Below are 18,677 nucleotides of genomic sequence, written 5' to 3' on the forward strand. Positions count from 1 at the left end.
AGCATACCCTGGAGCCTGCCATGAACGACCGTCCCAACTCCCTCCACGCCCTGGATCGGCAAAGCCTCGTCCATCCCTACACCAATCTAGCGGTTCACCAGGAGGTTGGGCCGCATGTCATTACCGGTGGTGAGGGGATCTACGTCGTCGATGATCAGGGAAAGCGTTACATCGAAGGTCTTGCCGGCCTCTTCTGCGCCGGGCTCGGGTTCAGTGAACCGCGATTGGTGGAAGCGGCGACGCGGCAGTTAAAGACAATGCCTTTCTATCATTCCTTCGCCCACAAATCGACGGAGCCGGGTATCCGCCTCGCAGAAAAACTGCTCGAAATGGCGCCGGTACCGATGTCGAAGGTCTTCTTTGCCGGTTCCGGTTCCGAGGCGAACGACACGGCGATCAAGCTTGTCTGGTACTACAACAACGCGGTTGGACGGCCTGAGAAGAAGAAGATCATTTCGCGCCGCAAGGCCTATCACGGTGTGACGGTCGCGACCGCAAGCCTCACCGGCCTGCCGTTCAATCATCGCGATTTCGATCTGCCGATTGCCAATATCCTGCACACGGACTGCCCGCACTACTGGCGGTTTGCCGAACCCGGTGAGGGCGAGGAAGACTTCGCAACGAGGCTGGTCGGCAACCTCGAGCAAATGATCCTTGAGGAGGGACCGGGCACGGTGGCGGCCTTCTTCGCCGAACCGGTCATGGTATCCGGTGGCGTGATCACACCGCCAAGGACCTATTTCGAGAAGCTTCAGGCAGTTCTGAACAAGTACGACATCCTTCTCGTCGCGGACGAAGTCATCTGTGGTTTTGGGCGCACCGGCAACATGTTCGGGTCAGAAACCTACGGGCTGAAACCGGACATGATCAGTTGCGCAAAGCAGCTTTCGGCAGCCTACATGCCGATCTCCGCACTGATGATCAACGAGAAGATCGCGGATGTGCTCGTAGACCAGAGCCGCAAGATCGGCACATTTTCGCACGGCTACACCTATGGCGGTCATCCGGTTGCGGCGGCTGTCGCGCTGGAGGCCCTTACGATCTATCAGGAGACTGACATCGTCTCTCACGTGCGCGCCGTCAGCCCGCGCTTTCAGGAAGGCATCGCCAACCTCGGCGAACACCCGCTGATCGGTGAAGCCCGCGGCGTCGGACTTGTGGCCGGTCTTGAATTCGTCAAAGACAAGGCAACGAAAGAGAACTTTCCGGCCGCCTGGCAGGTCGCCAACCATGCCGGCAAGTTCGCAACAGAACGGGGCGTGCTCACCCGTGGCCTTGGCGACATGGTGAGCCTCTGCCCCGCCATGATCATCACCGAGAAGCAGATCGACGATCTCATGGCCCGCATGCAGCTTGCCCTGGATGATACGCTTTCGTGGGCGCGCAGCCAGGGCTACGTCGCGTGATGTCGGAGATCGCCATGTCCACCGCCCGGGCACATTCCTATGAGCGGCTCGGTATGCTGATCGATGGCCGTTGGGTCTATGAGACTGAGCGGCGGGACACGGTCATCGATCCCGCCAGTGGCGCGGTCATCGGCTATTTGCCATGCGCCTCCGATGCTGACCTCTCGGCCGCCGTCGCCTCCGCGCAGCGCGCATTCGAAAGCTGGAGGGAACGCTCCCCGCTTGACCGCGGACAGATTCTGCGCCGTTTCGCCGATCTCGCCCGCAAGCATGCCGAAGACATCGGCCGCAGCATGGTGCTCGACCAGGGCAAGCCTCTGGCGGAAGCAATCGGCGAGATCCGATTTGCGGCCGACCATGCCGATTGGCATGCGGAGGAGGCGCGGCGCATCTATGGTCGCCTTGTCCCTTCGCGCGATCCACGTGTACAGCAGGCAGTCACGCGCGAGCCCGTCGGTGTCTGCATCGCGTTTACCCCCTGGAACTTTCCGTTCAGCCAGGCGCTTCGCAAGGTCGTGGCGGCGCTTGCGAGCGGCTGCACGATCATCCTGAAGGGGCCGGCGGAATCCCCCTCCTCCACCGTCGCGATCGGCCGGCTGATGCAGGAGGCGGGTCTGCCGGACGGCTGCCTCAACATCGTCTGGGGATCGTCTTCGCATATTTCCGAAACGCTGCTTTCGGCGCCCGCGGTGAAGAAGATCTCGTTTACGGGATCCGTCGAAGTGGGCAAGCTGCTCGCTTCGCTTGCAGGCCGCCATATGAAGCGCTCTACGATGGAGCTTGGCGGCCACGCTCCTGCGATCATCTTCGACGACGCCGATGTTGACGCTGCCGCCGACGCGCTCGCCGCCCAGAAGATCCGCAATGCCGGGCAGGTCTGCGTTTCGCCGACCCGGTTCTACGTGCAGGCGAAAGCCTATGACCGTTTCCTCTCGCGCTTCAGCGAAAAGGTCACCGCAACGAAGGTTGGGAGTGGCTTCGACGAGGGCGTGCAGATGGGGCCGCTTTGCCACGCCCGGCGGGTGACGGCGATGGAAGGTTTCGTAGAGGATGCACACGCCCGCGGAGCCGAGATCGTGACCGGCGGCAACCGCATCGGCAATACCGGCTACTTCTATGCGCCAACGGTCGTCGCCGGCGGGTCTGATGCCCTGAAATTGATGAACGAGGAGCCCTTCGGTCCAATTGCAATCGTCACGCCGTTTTCCGGTTTCGACGACGTGATACGCCGTGCCAACAGTCTTCCCTTTGGCCTTGCTTCCTACGTGTTCACCGCGTCGAGCAGTCGAGCCCAGCACACCGCGCAAGCACTTGCCGCCGGGATGGTCAGCATCAATCACTTCGGCCTGGCGCTACCCGAAACGCCTTTCGGTGGCATCAACGATAGCGGCTATGGTAGCGAAGGCGGAATTGAAACCTTCGACGGCTACCTCAACACGAAGTTCGTGACCCGCTTCGACGCGCGTCCCGAATGAGCCGCCATATTTTCTTGGAGAACAGAATGTTTGAAGCCATCGATACCGGATCAGACCCCTGCGACGCGCCAGTCAGCGAGGTCGTGCGGGCCGGAAATCTCGTCTGGTCGGTCCATATTTCTGAAGACCCTGTCAACGGCGATCTTGTAACCGGCGATATCGAAACCCAGACTCGCCGCACGCTCGGAAATCTCGACATCGCGATCCGTGCCGCGGGCGGCACGCTGGCCGATGTTGTGCAGGTTCAGGTCTTCCTCACTGAAAGATCGGACGCCCCAGGCATGAACAAGGTCTACGCGGAGTTCTTCAAAGAGCCCTATCCGGTGCGTGCGACCGTGGTCGTGAAGGAGCTTCTCGCCGAAGGCCTTCGCATTGAAATCCTTGCCCACGCCGTTCTCGGCGACAGCGCTTAAGGTGCTGATCATGTTTGAGAAAGTCGAAACCGGTATCGCGCCTTCAAAGGCGCCTTTGAGTGCCACAGTCAAGGCGGGGCGCGTGGTGCGCTCCGCGCACATTGCAAAGGACCCGGCGACCGGCGAACTGATCACGGGTGACATCGAGACACAGGCCCGCCGGGTCTTCCTGAACCTGAAGCAGGCGCTCGAAGCGGCCGGCGGAACGCTCGCCGATGTCGTGCAGATTCAGGCCTATCTCACGGACAAGGCGGACGCAGCCGGCATGAATCGAGTCTATCGGCAGTTCTTTTCGGCACCCTACCCAGTCCGTGCCACCGTCGTAGCTGATCTTCTTTCCGACGGAATACGCCTGGAAGTGCTCGCAACCGCTGTCCTTTCGCCATCGCCGTGAAAGGGCAATCTGTGCGCCAGTAGTCTGAAGCAGGTCGAACCGGCGGCGTCAATCGTCTCGCAAAGATGGACCCGAAGCCAAATGCGACAAGCCGATCTATTTGTCTGGACGCGGGGCATTGAGTTCGACATGGAGGCGGTTGTAAGCCGCCTGGATCATGTCAATGTCGCTGAGCTGGCTCGCGGCGGCGAGCTCGATCATCACGTTGGCGACTGCCGATTCAACCCGCGTTCGCGCGTCGGCCCGCCGCTGCGTCAGAATCTCAACGGCCCCATCGGAACTGCCGCCGAGCGCGAAATAGAGGTCCAGAGATTTCTCAAGGAAGGATCGGGCCCGGTCGGCCGGCGACTAGTGAGCGAGAGCCCCTTCGATCTGCGTTAGAAGTGCTACAGATTTGTTCTGGATCTCGCTCATTGACCAACCGTGCTCGTCGTCAACCCTAGGAATACTCCTAGAAGAACGGTCGCAGCGGAAGTGGTCAAGCGTCTCGCGTCGATTTGATCCTTTCGTGCGCAGGCCTCAGAGATGCATCGGGCTGATTCGCTTGAGATCCAATGACCCGGTTCCGACCGGCGCGTTTTGCCTGATAGAGGTTCGTGTCCGCGTGTTTCAAGATCTTGGAGAGGCTATCGGTCTCCGGTTCCGCCTCATAAACCCCGAAGCTTGCGGTCAATTGCGCCCCGCTGGGCAGGATCGAAATCCCTGCAAGCTGTGATCTTATCCGGTTCGCGATCTCCGTCGCGCACGCCTGATCGCAACCGGGGAGCAGAATGGCAAACTCTTCGCCTCCGATACGTGCCGCAAGATCATACGGGCGGATGCAGGAAAGAACCACCGCGCCGGCAGCGGTTAGCGCCCGGTCGCCGGCATCATGCCCAAAACGGTCATTGATCGCCTTGAAGTGATCGAGATCCATCACGATTGCGGAGAGGCCGGTTCCTTCGCGTTTGGCGCGGGCAAGCGCCGCGGAGGCGTTATCGATCAACCAGCGCCTGTTGCGAAGACCCGTCATCGGGTCCGATGTCGCTTGGTGTTCAAGCTTCGAGATCGTCCGCGACAGCTCCTCCGTAAGAGCGGAAAACGCGTTTGTGATCAGGCCAATTTCGTCTCTGCGCGTTGAGCGCAGGGCGCTTGCGATTTGCGCGTTCCGGTACTGGAGTATCGCGATACGCAGTTGCTTGAGCGGATGCAGGAGTTGCCAAAGAGTGCCCAGGCAAAGGGCAGTACCTGCTACTGTTGCAGCCAGCAGCAGGACGATCGTCGTCTTCGGATCGAGATGTTGGTTTTGAACGTAATAGGCGAGTGCAACCACGAGCGGAAGGTGGGTGCTTATGAAGGAAGCGAAAAACAACTTGAGTGCCAGTGACGACTGAACCTTAGCTAACATCTGTTCCCTTTCGGAAAATCCACCCCAGCGGGCGGAAACCTAGAACGTTGGCGATCCATAACAGTTAACTCAGTCGTTAAACTTCTAGCGAATAGCGATGTCGAGTGTGGAGAAGCTGGCTGGCTTCAAGGAGCGAACGGTTTCGCCCGATTTCCTCATCGACGCGGGTCGTGAGGAACGATTGCGATCCACGTTGGTTGCCCCGGCATGTAGCCGCCCTCAAGACCAGCCACGAGCGATGCCGACGCGTGAAGTGGCGCCAGCAGCGGATATGAAGTCGAGTTGGGCACGGGAAACGTCGCTGGAAGGACGCGATGCATTTTTAGTAAACCCTAAATTAACCATCACGTAGCAGACTTTAATCAGTCGCCGACCCAATTCCAGCGTATCGCGGCAACTCAGAACCGTAACCCCGCCCACGGGTTACGGTTTTGCCGACAAAAGCGGAACATCCTCAAACCACGGTTCAGAAGGTGTATCGATGGCATACGACTGGAGCGGCGTGCGGCAACGCCGCATGAAAGTTGCACGTCTTGGCGCGGCACTCACACTTGCGGCCACGATCGTTACCGTAGCATTCCAGGTCGTCGGACGGGCACTTTACGACGTGGGCGTCTTCGGCAAGGGAACAATGCGTCCCATAGGGTCCGCCCGCCGACCGCCACAAACTTGCTCACCAACGAGGTTGCACGCTCATGAACGCTTGGAACATTGATATTCACGGCAACGTAAAGGCTTCAACGGTCGTCGGTTGGCAGATTGCGATCGAGGAAACAGGCGGCACTTTGCTGAGAAGCGAATTCAGCGTCGATCCAGATCTCGCCAACATATCCGCACTCCAGTTCAGACTGAACAGCGAGCAGGCGACGCAGATAGGTGCGCAGCTAATCGCAGCTTCGCACCAGCCACCAACTTCTTTGGCAGCAGGGGCGCGCAAAACTGACCGGGCGTACGGGCGGGCCCAGCAAAGGCACATGGTGCGATAGTAGGTTCGTGCGCGAATGAATGGGCGCGCCACCCGATGATGGCCTTGAGGTTCTCTCGGGGTCGAGCCAACACTCTACTTCGGTGACAAGACGACAGGCCCTGCGAAGGGGTCAGTTACACCCATGCCTCCACCGAGGTCCTCAAGCGTCTCACGAAAGCTGTCAAGCGTAGCGATCATCTGAGGCCGGCTCGCTGCCAGCGCCTCCATGCTCTCCCACTCAGCGATGATGCAGTAACGTCCCTCTCCAGTCTGGATAATGTTGGCGTGACGAAGGCCTGACCAGCTCTCCGCAATGCCCTGATGTGCGGCAAGGAAAGCGGCATCCATGCCCGGCTTGACTTTGAAACGGACGACATTGAATGCGATCATGACGGCCCCCCAGAGTTCGGTCTCTGAAACTAACATCCCTCCAGTCAGAACGGTAGGTGTGGGTGGTCTAATGGGGAACGCGCCCGATGTGAAACGTGGATCTTCCTCATTCCATACGTCGTGGGACAGACCCCTGCGGGGCCTGAAAGCGAATTCCTAGAAATCTGAACGTCTTGAGCGTGTAGAGAACATCCACAAGACACAACAGGGAGATCTAATGCCGGGTTAACCCACAAGTTGGAGTAACAATTCGTGTCAGTTTCTCCCGAGCAAAGTCGCTTGAAGGCTCGGCGCCAATACAAAGGTCAAGAACCGCGGGGCATTTATGCGGCCGTTACTGCGGTCAATGCCATCGGTTGTCGTTTGTCGAGGTTGCGCTTTCAAGGACGACCATGCCGGAGTAAAGCACCGGTGTGCCATTGCGATCACGGAAACACCTTCCAAACGCAACCACCGAAACGTAGACTTCACCCCTTGTCTTGACGCGGTAGAAGGACTGCTGCGCTCGGCCGCCGACTATCGTTTGAGTGATCGTTCTGGCCAAGCGAGGTCGGTCGTTTGGATGGACTCGATCAAGATAAAGCTTCAACGGCAAACCCTGGTTCGTCTCTTCAGAGACGAGGCCGAAGAGCTCGGCCAAGGCTGAATCTCCATAGACGAGGTCCTGGGTTATGTCCCATGTGAAGATCCCGGAGTCCGTGGTCTCCGCGTCGGTGAGCTCGACCACGAACGTACGCTCTCTTTCCCCTTCCATCGAGCCTCTCAGATTTCGTTGGGACGATCACCGCGACATTGCCGCTTAGGCACGTACATTCAAGTCATTTAGCACGCACTCACAAACACTGCCATCACCCGTCCCATAGCCTCGACCAGATTACTTCGCGAAACTTCTTCGCCCAGCAAAAAACGATGAGCTTAGCGGTAAACACTCCAGATTCTGCCGGTCATGAGTTTGGTTGTCCTGCGCGCAAACCACGCGCCTTGCGCCATAGCCATATATTTCCGAGTGGAAATATACTGACCACCCAAGTTGACGGAGGACGAACACGTGGACGAACGTAGCGTCGAAGACACTTGCGATGGCACGAACGCGCTTGCAGACCTGCAGGACATTGCGGGAAAGCTTGCGGACCTGGCTCAGCAGATCAAGGCCATCACGGCAACCCCGCTCGGTGAGGCAATCGCGCACGACGACGGTGGCGAAGTGCCTCCCCCAGCAACTGTTGAATAACACGAGGCATCGCGTTTCCGACCTGACGGTGACATCTCCGGAGGAGACGGCGATGTTGCGTACTTGTCGTTAACGACAGGAACCCTCCGGGTCGATCAAGGCGGCTGCTGAAACTCGCAGGCCGACAAAAGCACCCCGAGCAGCCAACTCAGGCCGGGATCCATCGTCGCTGCTCGTGGCGCAACCGCACTCAGCTTGAAGCGGGGCAATGGCAACGGAGCATCAACCGTCAGCAGGCCAAAACGCGGAGCGTAAATTGCAGCGAAGCGTCGAGGTACGGCAACGAGCAGGTCGCTCCCAGCTGCAATTGCGAGCGCGAGCATGAAATTTGGCACCGTCAACGCGGTGCGCCTGCTCTGCGCCTGCTGGTCAAGTGATGTATCAACGAAACCTCTAGGGTCTCCCGTCAGTGAAACGACCAGGTGCCGCATTTCCACGTAGCGGCGCAGTGTCGCATCGCGGGCAAAGGAATGGCCGGCTCGCATGGCGATGACGAAGTCTTCTTCGTAGAGAGGCACGCTATGGAAGCGCGGTGGAATGTCGGTGACCGGGACGATAGCTATGTCCATGGCACGCGCCTCGAGGTCAGAGAACGCGTTGCGCCAGGCCCGTGTCGGAGCGCTTTCCTTCTCCTCCGGCAACAGCTGTCTTATAAAATTCTCTGCGGCCGCTCAATAGTCGAAATCGAACGTCCCACTGTTGACGACACCAGTCACGGGTCGAGGTACCCATTGGAGCGCAATCGCAGAGGTGAAAAAAGGGGCCCGGTCTTACGAACCGCTGCCCCAATTGGACTACAATGCGGCCGCAGCAGGGGTCGTTGCCAGCTGAAATCGCACCCTCTTAGGTTACAGCTGCCTCCGAACACCGCAATTCACCCGTTGGAGCTGTGCATCTAATGTTTTGGAATTACTTACGAAACGCCAACTCGTCGAGTTCCTTAGAACACAAGCGATCCACCTGGCGGCCTGATACCACTCATTTGAAACCATCATCGCGATTGAGGTGATCGTCTTCCAAGACTTCCTGACGACAGGCGCGGGTTTGACAAGGATCTGCATTTTGCGGATCGTCAATCGAGGTCAAAATCCAGGCGTCACTAGAACACGCAGACCGCGCCTGGATACACCGTACTGCTTTCTCTCACCGTAAACTGGAGGATCGCATGAGTGACCATGTCTACAAGAAGGTCGAGCTTGTCGGAAGTTCGAAAACCTCCGTCACAGACGCGATAGAGACCGCTATCGCGCGGGCCTCAAAGACGATGAGAAACCTCGAGTGGTTCGAAGTCGAACAAATCAGGGGGCACATCAAGGATGGTGAAGTCGCCCACTATCAGGTGGTCATGAAAGTCGGGTTCCGGATCGACGACTGACCTCATGTCTGCAAGCAACCAATTTGTCTGCCTGCGCCAATCACCCTGTCATATCGGAGAACAACGTACCGGTAGTGGTGCTGTTCGATGCCCTGTTGTCTGCATTCCTTCTGGCCGACCCTGAAAACGTCAAACGCGCGGAACAGCTGACGAACGCGATTTCGTCGTACCTCGCCCGTTGCGATAGACTGCACGAAGATTGGGCGTTCCTCCGGGCACCCGTTGGGCCCTGAAATCGCGCTCGTTCTGCAGGAGGGCTACAGAGAATGGCGCACGTATTCCGCCCACACGCCTATCGGGCGCTGGTGATTGGAGCGAGCGGCGGTATCGGCAGCGCAGTTGCCGATGAGCTCCACAGTGATCCCTATTGCCTTGAGCTCGTCCGGCTTTCGCGCCGGATCGATGGGTTCGACGTGACGAATGAAGAAAGCGTTGCCGAAGCGGCGGAGAGGACCTCCGGCGAGCTCCATTTGATCTTCTGCGCGACCGGCGGGTTGACCATTGACGGCGTCGGACCGGAAAAGTCATTGAAGCAGATCACTCCGGACGCCATGATGCAGCAGTTCGCGCTCAATGCGCTCGGCACGGCGCTGGTGCTCAAACACTTTTCTGCAAAGCTCTGCCGCCAAGAACCAGCCGTGATGGCATTCCTGTCCGCACGTCTCGGCTCGATCGGAGACAACCGCCTGGGGGGCTGGATTTCCTACCGAGCCTCGAAGGCAGCCTTGAACCAGATCGTGCGCACCGCTTCGGTCGAGATAGGCCGCACCCACCCGAAAGCGGCGGTCGTTACACTTCATCCCGGTACCGTTGCGACGCAACTGACGGATGGTTACGCCGCAGGTCGCAACAGGATGGCGCCAGATGAAAGCGCGCGCGCCATGCTTGGGCTCTTGGGCCAATTGCAACCAAACGACACAGGTCACTTCTTCGCCTACGACGGTAGTTCAATTGAGTGGTAGTGGGGCACTACAGACCGGCCCGCACGTGAACCGTGACCCAACACGCCCGCGACGGCTCGACGAAGACGACCCGAGGAGGACAACACGCCTCCTGGTCCTGAACGTCGACTGCCATCTCTCGCCATCTCTGCGTTCTGGCCAGTCCGCGCGTATTAGGTCGTGACATCTGCCTCGTCGTGCCATGAGCGCTTCAGAAAGCTCGAGACCATACCGCTCTGTGCTGGAACCTGCATAGCCGCGGAAGTTGATTGTCTATATTGTTCTCGTCGACGTCTTGAGCGTCGCGGTCAACACAAAGTCAAGCAGGCCCCCGTTGGATCAACTCCTTGCCATACGCACATTCGTCCGGGTTGCCGAAGCGGAATCTTTCGCCAAGGCGGCAGATTCGATGAACCTGCCACGGTCGTCGGTCAGCAAGATGGTTCAAGATCTCGAGGCTCATCTCGGCACCAAGCTGGTCGAGCGCACGACGCGTTCGGTGGCGATGACCAAGGAAGGCATTGCCTATCATGAGCGGGCGTTGCGGTTGCTCGCCGACCTCGACGACATGGATGGAACGGTAAAAGGCTCGCGCAGCACACCAAGGGGCCGACTAAGGGTCGATATCGGCTCCGTGCTCGCCAACAGAATTCTCATCCCGGCACTCGACGATTTCCGACGCCAATACCCCGACATTGAACTGCTCCTCGGTGTCAGCGATCGTGCGACTGACTTGATCGGCGAAGGCATAGACTGCGTCATCCGCGGGGGAGCACTGGCGGACTCGTCGCTCAAGGCACGTCGCCTGTGCGAGTTCGACTACGTCGTCTGCGCTGCGCCTTCCTATCTGCAAGGACTGGAGGCGCCGCGGCACCCGGACGAAGTCGCCAGTCACCAGGTTGTCAGCTACTTCTCCGCCACCTCCGGCAGACGTTTTCCGCTACGGTTCGTTCGCGGTGCGGAGCGACTGGAGATCAACGCGTCCAGCGGAATTGCCGTGAACGAGAGTACGGCACATCTGACAGCGCTCTTGTCCGGGCTTGGGATCGGGCAAACATTCGGCTTCTTGGCCAGACCGCACTTCGTCGATGGGACGCTCGTCGAGATGCTGTCTGAGTGGAAGCCGGAAAATCACGTTCTGCATCTTGTCTACCCGCCGGACCGGTTCGAGAACCCAAGACTGCGGGCGTTCACGGAATGGGCGGTACAGCTCTTCGCAGCCTTTGACGCGCGCCGACTGGACGGCAGCGGCGTTCCATCATCCATCCTGATGGATAATGTCTCCATGCCGGGCAACTTCTCTCCCGGCCGCTGACGGACTAACTTCTTCCCCATCAGACGGCGACGAGGCGGCCTACCAAAAGCCAACGCCGCCTACACCGAACAGCTTTCGATATGATCACAGCCCAAGCGCGCAAGGGCTGAGCCCGTGCGCGCGCCCAAAAACACAGGAGACTGCCATGAGCAACAGACTTTCAAACAAAATCGCAATCGTGACCGGAGCCACCAGCGGTATCGGCCTTGCAACTGCAAAGCTATTCGCTGCCGAAGGTGCTCGGGTCTATATTACCGGCCGGCGCAAGGATGTGCTCGACAAGGCCGTCGCCGAGATCGGCCACGGAGTTATCGGCGTTCAGGCAGACTCCAGCAAAAACGAGGACCTCGACAGGCTGTTCGCCCAGGTGAAGGACGAGCAGGGGCGCCTCGATGTGCTCTTCGTCAACGCCGGTGGCGGCACGATGCTGCCGCTCGGCCAAATCACGGAAGAGCAGATCGACGATACGTTCGGGCGTAACGTGAAGGCGGTGATCTTCACTGTCCAGAAGGCTCTGCCGCTGCTTGGCAAGGGCTCGTCGGTTGTGCTCACCGGCTCGACCGCCGGCACCGAAGGCACGGCCGCCTTCTCCGTTTACTCGGCCTCGAAGGCTGCGGTACGCAACCTTGCCCGCTCCTGGGCGCTCGATCTGAAGGAGACGGGCATTCGCGTCAACGTCGTCTCGCCCGGTGCCACCCGTACGCCCGGCCTGGTCGAACTCGTGAGTGACGACAAGGCTCAACAGCAAGGCCTGCTCGACTACCTCGCGTCGCGCATCCCGCTTGGCCGCGTCGGCGAGCCGGAAGAAATCGCCAAGGCAGCGCTGTTCCTCGCCTCTGATGACGCGAGCTTCGTCAACGGCGCGGAACTTTTCGCCGACGGTGGACAGGCCCAGGTCTGAAACCAAAGGGGCGGCATGATGCCGCCCCTTTTTCTCAAGAGGAAATGGCGCACGCTCGCGCGCGCACCGTCGGCTCGCTGTCCCTGGAAACTTTTCTGGCGGGGCCCGGTAGCTATGCGGCATTCAGTGCTGCGGTTGCCGCAGTGGCGGATGGACAGTGAACGATTCAATTCCGGAATGCCGGTTCAAGAAAGCTCGGATATTTCTCTCCGACCAAGCAATCGACTGAGGGGCGCACGACCGCCAGCTGCGGAGTCCAGCCAGTCGTCAGCCCACTCACTTCGAGGAACAGCTTCCGTCGCACGGCGCTCGCAAAGTCCTTGGGCTTGCGCACCGGAATCATAAAGGAGCCAGGGCCGCCGATGACACATTCCGCGTAATATTGGTCGAGCGGAACGGTTGAATCGGTGGGCCTGATCAGTATCACCAAACCATTGATCACGATCCCACGCGCCAGAGCGTCATCGCGGGCGACTGCCATTGGCAGTCCCGTGTTGTTGTAGCCGTCACCGGAAACATCGAGGATGCGACGCGCACCGGAATAGGCGTTGGTTTCGATGAGGTTCGTGCCAAAACGGATAGCGCTCGAGATCGAGGTACCATGTCGCGTGCCAATCGGGCGGGCTTCGAGCTTGGCGGCAAAGGCTTCAACGTCCTCGGCGTCTTCGATCACCTGCCAGGCGACGACCGACGTTTCCTCCACCCGCCCCGCCCATTCAAAATAGCCGATGGCAATGCGGCCCAGATACCTGCCTTTGACGACTTTGATGAAGTCCGGGTGTCGGAGCGCTTCCAGATAGCCGAGGCGCTGTACGCGCGCCTCCCCGATGTCCATGGAGCCCGACGTGTCGACCGCTAGGACGAGTTCCAAATCGACGTCCGGAGACCCTGCGGCGGCCCGCAACGGATACGCAATGAGAGCAAGGATCAGAACCAACACGAGAAACATCGCATAGTCCCCCACGGTGTCCTTGCCGCAGGATACCACAAGGCGGAAGTTCGTGCTCATGCGCTCATCTATGCCGGAGGCAGGCAAGGCATCAAGGCCGCAGGGTCGATTGATCAATAGAAAAAATCTATCGAGCGAACGAGCCCCCTGGGAGAGGGGGCGACCCGTTGCGATCAGCCTCATCGAAGGCTTCAGATCGCCGTCCGATGGCTAACCTGACCAGGCACCTGACGGGTAGCGCCTGTCGCACGCAACCCGTCTGAAGCGGGCCACTTCGGGCCGACGGCTATAGGAGACTTCCGATCAGCATACTGCGGCAAGACCTGACAATTGCCGCCCAGTTGGTTTTGGAGGACACTAGCTTCATGTCGTTACCTCGACGCAGAACTCTGGGTGCCCTCTCGGCGCGTTTGCCGGAACCTCAGCAACAGCTGGCAGGCCCCAGGTTCGTTCGCTCCATCTGACAATGGAGAGCAACCGATGAAGCAGCAGCGATATTTCCACGTGGTCGCGTGGCCACATCAGAATGCCGATGATCCAATTCTTCTGTTCGGCGACCTGAGCGAGGCGGAGCTTAATCGACAATTTGTCAGGCTCTACCGCACTGGAGGGCGAATCCATACTCGTCAGGCGATTCTGGACGCCGCGGAACTTGCGGAAGTGAGGATAATCGAAACGACCGAGCCAAGGGCGGAGGTTCTCAAGGCCATGCAGGAGCAAAGTCTCAGGCAGATTGAGGAGACCAACCTCCAAGCAAGCTGGCCCCCCCGGGTATCAACCGGCTACGGCTGGGACGATGAGGACATCGCTTATGCCGATAGCGACGTCACTGATCGCTATTTAAGTGGCAAGCCGGGCTCGCCCGGACTACTGAGTCAAACGACGCACAACCATTGGTTCCGGGTCGCTGGCGTCGGGCTTGTGTTCCTCGCGGCCGCTGCCTGGTTTAACGTGTGAGACCCGAGCGGCAATGGCGTTCTGGCTGCATCCGCGCCTCAGGCAGGGTGCAGGATGCCCCCTTGTCGACCCAACCGCAACGTTCCGCAGCCGCGTGGCCGGCGTTCGGTCCGTCTGGGTTCCGCCGACGCCGAAGAACTCTAACCTGCGCCATGTCGTGCGAGTGGAACGCACAGCGGACCACCGTGTACCGGGTGGGGAATGACCAACGACTCGACCCCGAACACCGTCCTGATCAAATCGGGCCGCAACAGTTCCGCCGACGGCCCGGCGGCATGAATACCACCGTCGACGAGCGAAATGATGTGGTCGGCATAAAGAGCCGCGTGATTGAGATCATGCACGACCATGACAATCGTGCGTCCCTGGTTCCTGTTCAGCGACCTTAGAACCTCAAGCACCTCCAACTGGTGCGCGATATCGAGATAAGTCGTCGGCTCATCGAGCAGAAGGAGCGGCGTTTCCTGGACGAGTGCCATGGTGATCCATGCGCGCTGGCGCTGGCCACCCGAAAGCCGCGATAGGTCCGTATTGGCCATCGGCAGGAGATCGGTCACGGCCAAGGCCTGCTCGATAATCTCCTCGTCGCGCCCCGAGAGCCTGGACAGGAGATTGCGGTGCGGGTGACGGCCGAAGCGGCAGAGCTGCCGCACGGTAAGGCCGTCAGGCGACACCGGGTTTTGCGGCAGCAGCGCCAGCGTTCGCGCGATCGTTCGGTTTGGCAGCGCCGCGATCGGCTGGCCGTCGAGATAAACCGCTCCAGCCGAAGGACGGATGATGCGGGCGAGCGTGCGCAGGAGCGTCGACTTACCGCTGCCGTTCGCACCAATCAGTGCCGTGATCCGGCCGTCCGGGATGGTGACGTCGACATCCCTAAGGACCTTCGTCTGGCCGTAGCCGACCGTGAGGTTCCGGCAGTAGAGCCGGGCTGGATGGTGCTCAGTCATTTCGGCTCTTTTCCTTGAACAGCAGGAAGACGAGGTATGGCCCACCGATGACGGCTGCGACGATGCCGGCCGGTATCTCGTTCGGAAGCGCAACGACGCGCCCGGCCAGATCGGCGATCGACAGTGCGAGCGCGCCGAGAACTGCGCTTACGGGCACCAGGTGCCGGCTGCGCGGGCCAACCATCAGGCGGGCAGCATGAGGCGCGAGCAGCCCGAGGAAACCCATGCTGCCGACGGCTGCAACCGCGCCGCCGGTGAGCAGAACCGAGACGACGATCAAGCCGCCGCGAAGCCAGGACGGCGCAAGTCCGATACTCGTCAATGTGTCGTCGCCGAAGCCACCGGCATCAAGCCTTCGGGCCGCAATCACGACCACTGGCAGGCAGAAAAGAAGCCAGAGTGAAAGTGCGGCGACATCCGCCCCGGTGCTGCCATAGACGCTGCCGGCCAGCCAGACCATCGACTGGTCGGCCCGGCTGGGGAAGAGAACCATGACATACTGGATCAGCGCCTGCGCGAACATGCCGAGAGCGACGCCCGTGAGCGCAAGCGCCGTCGTGCTGCCGCCAAACCTCCGACCGATCGCAAGCAAGGCCAGCGCCCCGAAAAGGGCACCCGCCATCACACCAAGCGGGATCGCCCATGCAGACCAGGCCGGAGGGGTCATCAGCCCCGCGGAAAAGGCGCCGAGCCCCGCCCATTTGGTGATGCCGACGACGTCGGGAGAGGCGAGCGGGTTGCGCAGCGCGCCCTGGAGAAAGACCCCGGCAAGACCGAAGGCGGCCCCTGCCAGGATGCTGATTGCAACGCGCGGCAGCCGGTACTCCATGACGATGAAGGCATTCTTGCCGCCACCGAAAGCTGAAAGAACCTCGCCGACGCTCAAATTGATCGCACCGATCATGATGCCGAAGAGCGAGACCAGACCGAGCAACAGCAGCATAGCCCCACCGACGACGAGAGCACGCCGATCCTCGTGGTGTTCGCGCGCATGCTTCATCTGGCTCTCCGGCCATAAAGAATGGCGAGAAACGCCGGCGCCCCGATGAGCGCGGTTACGACGCCGACAGGCATTTCGGCGGGAAAGACAACGATGCGACCGAAGAGATCGGCCGTGCCGAGCAGGAGCGGTCCGACGATGGCGGAAAGCACAAGGACAACCGCGAGATCCCCGCCTGCAAGCCGGCGAACGATATGGGGAACGAGGAGCCCGATGAAACCGATCGGCCCGCATACCGCAACAGCCGATCCCGCGAGCACAACGATCAGGATGGCCGCTAAGCCACCGGTGTACCGGGCATTCTGCCCGAGCGAGAGACCCGTCGTCTGATCGAGGGCGAGAACGCCGAAGTGACGGGCACCGGCAAGCGCGAGCCCGCCGCCGATGAGGGTGAACGGCAGGATCAGCCAGACCTTCGGCCATTGCGCGGCGGTCAAGGAGCCCGCGAGCCAGTAGACGATGTCCTGTGCGGCATTGTTGGCGATCAGGATCGCCTGCACCAGAGCCGATAGCACGAGCTGGATGGAGACGCCGGCAAGCGCCAGCTTCAATTCGTTCATCACGCCGGATACAGACAGCGCCCACATGGCGAGCCCGACCGCCGCGGCACCGGCAAAGGCGGGCCCGACGGTGCCCGCACCTTTGAGCGAAGGAAAGGCGATGAGACAAGCGACGATGGCCAGCGACGCGCCGGCATTGATGCCGAAGGTCTGCGGCGAGGCGAGTGGGTTGCGGGTCAGCGTCTGGATCAGGACCCCGGCAATTGCAAGGTTTGCCCCAACGAGCATTGCCAGAACGACGCGCGGCAGCCGGACCTCCCAGACGAGCGCGCTTTCGGGCGACGTATCCGGCACCGCCAACAGCCGCAACGCATTGCCGACCGAAAGGCCGGATGCGCCGAACGATACACCGGCGATCAGCACGCCAACCAGGAGCAGAAAACAAAGCGCCCCGATCAGAACGGGATGGCGCGCACGATCCGTCATTCGTTCTCCATCATTACCGGGCGGCGCTCATTTGGCATCATAGACTTTGGCAAGAACTTCACCGGCGATCATCTCCGCAGTTTTGAGGCCACGGAAACGGGAAAACTGATTGCGACCAACCTCGAAGACCATCTTGTTCCTGACGGCCGGGATGGCATTCCAGACGGCGTTGTCCTGCCACTGGTCGAGCACAGTTCCGCCCGGATCGGTGGCGACCAGCAGAATATCGGGAGCGACCGAGACAAGTCGCTCCAGGCCTGCGCCGCTTTCAACCGGATCGCTCGTTTCAATCGCGGGTGTCAGTCCCATGGCCTTGAATACCGAACCGGTGAAGGAGGCAGAGGTGTGCAGGCTCATGGCATCCGGCGTGGCGACGGCAAGCAGGATCCGCCGCTCTTCACCCTTCGGAATCCGGGCAACGAGGGCGGCAATCCGCGCCTCATGCTCTGCGAGTGCCTGTTCGCCTCGGGCCCTGTCGCCGAGCGCATCGGCAATGGTGACGACCGATGCCTTGATCGTCTCGTAGTCCCCTTCCCAACTGTTGAGCACGATGGTCGGGGCGATGGAACCAAGCTGCTGATAGATCGCCGAATGCCTGATCTCGTCGGCAATGATCAGATCCGGCGCAAGATTGCTGATCAGTTCGAGATTGGGTTCGAGGCGGGTGCCGACGGAAGCGTAGTCGATCGTCTTGCCGAGCAGTTGTTCGATACGCTTCGTCTGGTTGTCGTCGGCAATGCCAGCCGGCGCGACACCGAGCGCATCGAGCGCCTGGACAAAGGAAAACTCGAGGGCAACGACCCTTTGCGGCTTGCCGCGAAGCTCCGTGGTGCCGAGCCGGTGCTCGATCGTGCGTGGCCCGTCCTCGGCCTTTGCGAAGGAGGCACCGGCAAAGGCCGCAATCACGACGGCGAGGCTGAATGATCGGCGGGTCAGTCTGCTCATGGGTCTATCCGGTTCCATGTTGTTCTTGCTGCGCCGGACCGGCGCAAGCTGTTGATCAGAACGCGATCGACGCATTGACGAAGAAGGTGCGCGGCTGTCCGACGAACTTGCCACCATTGTTGTCAGTCGAGCGCGTAAAGTATTCCTTGTCGAGAAGGTTTTTGACACCGAACGCAAGTTTGGGAGCGTTTTCCCTGTCTTCAGGCTGATAGGCCAAACGCAGGTTCACCGTTCCGTATCCCGGGATGTCGCCGAGACGACCGGTCGCATCCTCTTCCTCCACATAGGGCGCGCCCTCGACCGCGTTTCCGGGCGACCGCTGGTTCGACTGCGCCGACAGATCGGCGTTGAGCACCCAGTCCTCGTAGCGGTAGCTTGCACCTATCGTGCCGAAATGACGCGAATAGAATGGAAGGTCCCGGCCCGCGAAGGGGCCGGCCTCGTAGGTGGCCTCGGTATAGGTGTAGTTCGCATAGAGCGACAGGCCGTCGAGCGTGTTGCTGAGGCTGCCCAGATCATAGCGGGCCGCCGCTTCGATGCCCTGGTGCTTGGTGGCACCGAGATCGGTCCACAGCCCCTCGCCGACGATGTTGCGGCTCAGATAGAGTTCCTGGTCGAAATCGATGAAGAAGGCGGTCAACTCGCCACTCAGGGCATCGCCTTCGTAGTGGGTGCCGATTTCGTAGGTCTTTGCCTTT

At 60.3% G+C, this 18,677-nt stretch carries 21 protein-coding genes and 1 pseudogene; 12 read left to right on the top strand and 10 right to left on the bottom strand.

What is annotated here, in order from left to right; translation table 11 throughout:
• Nucleotides 1–20 precede the first annotated feature (20 nt).
• The 5 genes from VGO04_RS07625 to VGO04_RS07645 all read left to right on the top strand — a co-directional run bounded on the left by VGO04_RS07625 (nucleotide 21) and on the right by VGO04_RS07645 (nucleotide 4,069).
• Nucleotides 21–1,406: an aspartate aminotransferase family protein gene (locus VGO04_RS07625; RefSeq protein WP_327495349.1), complete on the top strand. Its 1,386-nt coding sequence runs from the start codon at nucleotides 21–23 to the stop codon at nucleotides 1,404–1,406.
• 14 nt (nucleotides 1,407–1,420) lie between these two features.
• Complete coding sequence (locus VGO04_RS07630; RefSeq protein ID WP_327495350.1) at nucleotides 1,421–2,881, top strand: NAD-dependent succinate-semialdehyde dehydrogenase; 1,461 nt, start codon at nucleotides 1,421–1,423, stop codon at nucleotides 2,879–2,881.
• Between the two features lie 26 nt (nucleotides 2,882–2,907).
• Nucleotides 2,908–3,294 (top strand): RidA family protein, encoded by a 387-nt coding sequence (locus VGO04_RS07635; RefSeq protein ID WP_113536134.1) that lies wholly within the window; start codon nucleotides 2,908–2,910, stop codon nucleotides 3,292–3,294.
• Between the two features lie 10 nt (nucleotides 3,295–3,304).
• The gene (locus VGO04_RS07640) at nucleotides 3,305–3,688 is read left to right on the top strand and encodes a RidA family protein (RefSeq protein ID WP_327495351.1); all 384 of its coding nucleotides are present in this window, start codon (nucleotides 3,305–3,307) and stop codon (nucleotides 3,686–3,688) included.
• An 81-nt stretch (nucleotides 3,689–3,769) separates the two neighbouring features.
• On the top strand, nucleotides 3,770–4,069 hold the full coding sequence (locus VGO04_RS07645) for a hypothetical protein (protein WP_327495352.1): 300 nt from the start codon (nucleotides 3,770–3,772) through the stop codon (nucleotides 4,067–4,069).
• Nucleotides 4,070–4,166: 97 nt separating this feature from the next.
• Here the strand turns inward: VGO04_RS07645 and VGO04_RS07650 are convergent, their stop codons facing one another.
• On the bottom strand, nucleotides 4,167–5,075 hold the full coding sequence (locus tag VGO04_RS07650) for a GGDEF domain-containing protein (RefSeq protein WP_327495353.1): 909 nt from the start codon (nucleotides 5,073–5,075) through the stop codon (nucleotides 4,167–4,169).
• Between the two features lie 695 nt (nucleotides 5,076–5,770).
• Here VGO04_RS07650 and VGO04_RS07655 point away from each other — a divergent pair.
• Nucleotides 5,771–6,061 carry a hypothetical protein gene (locus VGO04_RS07655; RefSeq protein WP_327495354.1) on the top strand — a complete coding sequence of 97 codons (291 nt, stop codon included), beginning with the start codon at nucleotides 5,771–5,773 and terminating at the stop codon, nucleotides 6,059–6,061.
• Between the two features lie 74 nt (nucleotides 6,062–6,135).
• On the opposite strand, the gene VGO04_RS07660 is transcribed toward VGO04_RS07655, so the two are convergent.
• Together VGO04_RS07660 and VGO04_RS07665 are read right to left on the bottom strand one after the other, a co-directional pair.
• The gene (locus VGO04_RS07660) at nucleotides 6,136–6,432 is read right to left on the bottom strand and encodes an antibiotic biosynthesis monooxygenase (RefSeq protein ID WP_327495355.1); all 297 of its coding nucleotides are present in this window, start codon (nucleotides 6,430–6,432) and stop codon (nucleotides 6,136–6,138) included.
• Nucleotides 6,433–6,775: 343 nt separating this feature from the next.
• Nucleotides 6,776–7,159 (bottom strand): PAS domain-containing protein, encoded by a 384-nt coding sequence (locus VGO04_RS07665; protein ID WP_327495356.1) that lies wholly within the window; start codon nucleotides 7,157–7,159, stop codon nucleotides 6,776–6,778.
• 321 nt (nucleotides 7,160–7,480) lie between these two features.
• Here VGO04_RS07665 and VGO04_RS07670 point away from each other — a divergent pair, with 321 nt between their 5' ends.
• Complete coding sequence (locus tag VGO04_RS07670) at nucleotides 7,481–7,663, top strand: hypothetical protein (RefSeq protein WP_327495357.1); 183 nt, start codon at nucleotides 7,481–7,483, stop codon at nucleotides 7,661–7,663.
• Nucleotides 7,664–7,758: 95 nt separating this feature from the next.
• On the opposite strand, the gene VGO04_RS07675 is transcribed toward VGO04_RS07670, so the two are convergent.
• Nucleotides 7,759–8,304, bottom strand: a complete 546-nt coding sequence (locus tag VGO04_RS07675) for a LysR substrate-binding domain-containing protein (RefSeq protein WP_327495358.1) — start codon at nucleotides 8,302–8,304, stop codon at nucleotides 7,759–7,761.
• A gap of 524 nt (nucleotides 8,305–8,828) precedes the next feature.
• On the opposite strand from VGO04_RS07675, the gene VGO04_RS07680 reads away from it, so the two are divergent.
• The 4 genes from VGO04_RS07680 (at nucleotide 8,829) to VGO04_RS07695 (ending at nucleotide 12,195) form a co-directional block, all read left to right on the top strand.
• Complete coding sequence (locus tag VGO04_RS07680; protein ID WP_327495359.1) at nucleotides 8,829–9,038, top strand: dodecin; 210 nt, start codon at nucleotides 8,829–8,831, stop codon at nucleotides 9,036–9,038.
• A gap of 266 nt (nucleotides 9,039–9,304) precedes the next feature.
• A complete protein-coding gene (locus tag VGO04_RS07685) occupies nucleotides 9,305–10,000 on the top strand; it encodes an SDR family NAD(P)-dependent oxidoreductase (protein WP_327495360.1) in 696 nt (231 codons plus the stop codon).
• A gap of 313 nt (nucleotides 10,001–10,313) precedes the next feature.
• Complete coding sequence (locus VGO04_RS07690) at nucleotides 10,314–11,294, top strand: LysR family transcriptional regulator (protein WP_327495368.1); 981 nt, start codon at nucleotides 10,314–10,316, stop codon at nucleotides 11,292–11,294.
• A gap of 145 nt (nucleotides 11,295–11,439) precedes the next feature.
• Nucleotides 11,440–12,195 carry an SDR family NAD(P)-dependent oxidoreductase gene (locus VGO04_RS07695; protein ID WP_327495361.1) on the top strand — a complete coding sequence of 252 codons (756 nt, stop codon included), beginning with the start codon at nucleotides 11,440–11,442 and terminating at the stop codon, nucleotides 12,193–12,195.
• Nucleotides 12,196–12,356: 161 nt separating this feature from the next.
• Here VGO04_RS07695 and VGO04_RS07700 read toward each other — a convergent pair.
• Nucleotides 12,357–13,144 (bottom strand): annotated as a pseudogene (locus VGO04_RS07700) (DUF1194 domain-containing protein); the annotation flags it as partial.
• Nucleotides 13,145–13,624: 480 nt separating this feature from the next.
• On the opposite strand from VGO04_RS07700, the gene VGO04_RS07705 reads away from it, so the two are divergent.
• Nucleotides 13,625–14,101, top strand: coding sequence for a hypothetical protein (locus VGO04_RS07705; RefSeq protein WP_327495362.1), 477 nt, complete (start codon nucleotides 13,625–13,627; stop codon nucleotides 14,099–14,101).
• A gap of 140 nt (nucleotides 14,102–14,241) precedes the next feature.
• Here VGO04_RS07705 and VGO04_RS07710 read toward each other — a convergent pair whose 3' ends face one another.
• The 5 genes from VGO04_RS07710 to VGO04_RS07730 all read right to left on the bottom strand — a co-directional run.
• A complete protein-coding gene (locus VGO04_RS07710; protein ID WP_327495363.1) occupies nucleotides 14,242–15,048 on the bottom strand; it encodes an ABC transporter ATP-binding protein in 807 nt (268 codons plus the stop codon).
• Complete coding sequence (locus VGO04_RS07715) at nucleotides 15,041–16,048, bottom strand: iron ABC transporter permease (protein WP_327495364.1); 1,008 nt, start codon at nucleotides 16,046–16,048, stop codon at nucleotides 15,041–15,043. The genes VGO04_RS07710 and VGO04_RS07715 overlap by 8 nt, the downstream gene beginning before the upstream one ends.
• Nucleotides 16,045–17,034, bottom strand: a complete 990-nt coding sequence (locus tag VGO04_RS07720) for an iron ABC transporter permease (RefSeq protein ID WP_327495365.1) — start codon at nucleotides 17,032–17,034, stop codon at nucleotides 16,045–16,047. The genes VGO04_RS07715 and VGO04_RS07720 overlap by 4 nt, the downstream gene beginning before the upstream one ends.
• Before the next feature lie 27 nt (nucleotides 17,035–17,061).
• Nucleotides 17,062–17,979, bottom strand: a complete 918-nt coding sequence (locus tag VGO04_RS07725; protein ID WP_327495366.1) for an ABC transporter substrate-binding protein — start codon at nucleotides 17,977–17,979, stop codon at nucleotides 17,062–17,064.
• 55 nt (nucleotides 17,980–18,034) lie between these two features.
• The coding region (locus tag VGO04_RS07730) for a TonB-dependent receptor domain-containing protein (RefSeq protein WP_327495367.1) at nucleotides 18,035–18,677 on the bottom strand (643 nt) is incomplete at its 5' end.

It is taken from the genome of Ensifer sp., from assembly GCF_035999185.1.
Taxonomy (GTDB): Bacteria; Pseudomonadota; Alphaproteobacteria; order Rhizobiales; family Rhizobiaceae; genus Ensifer.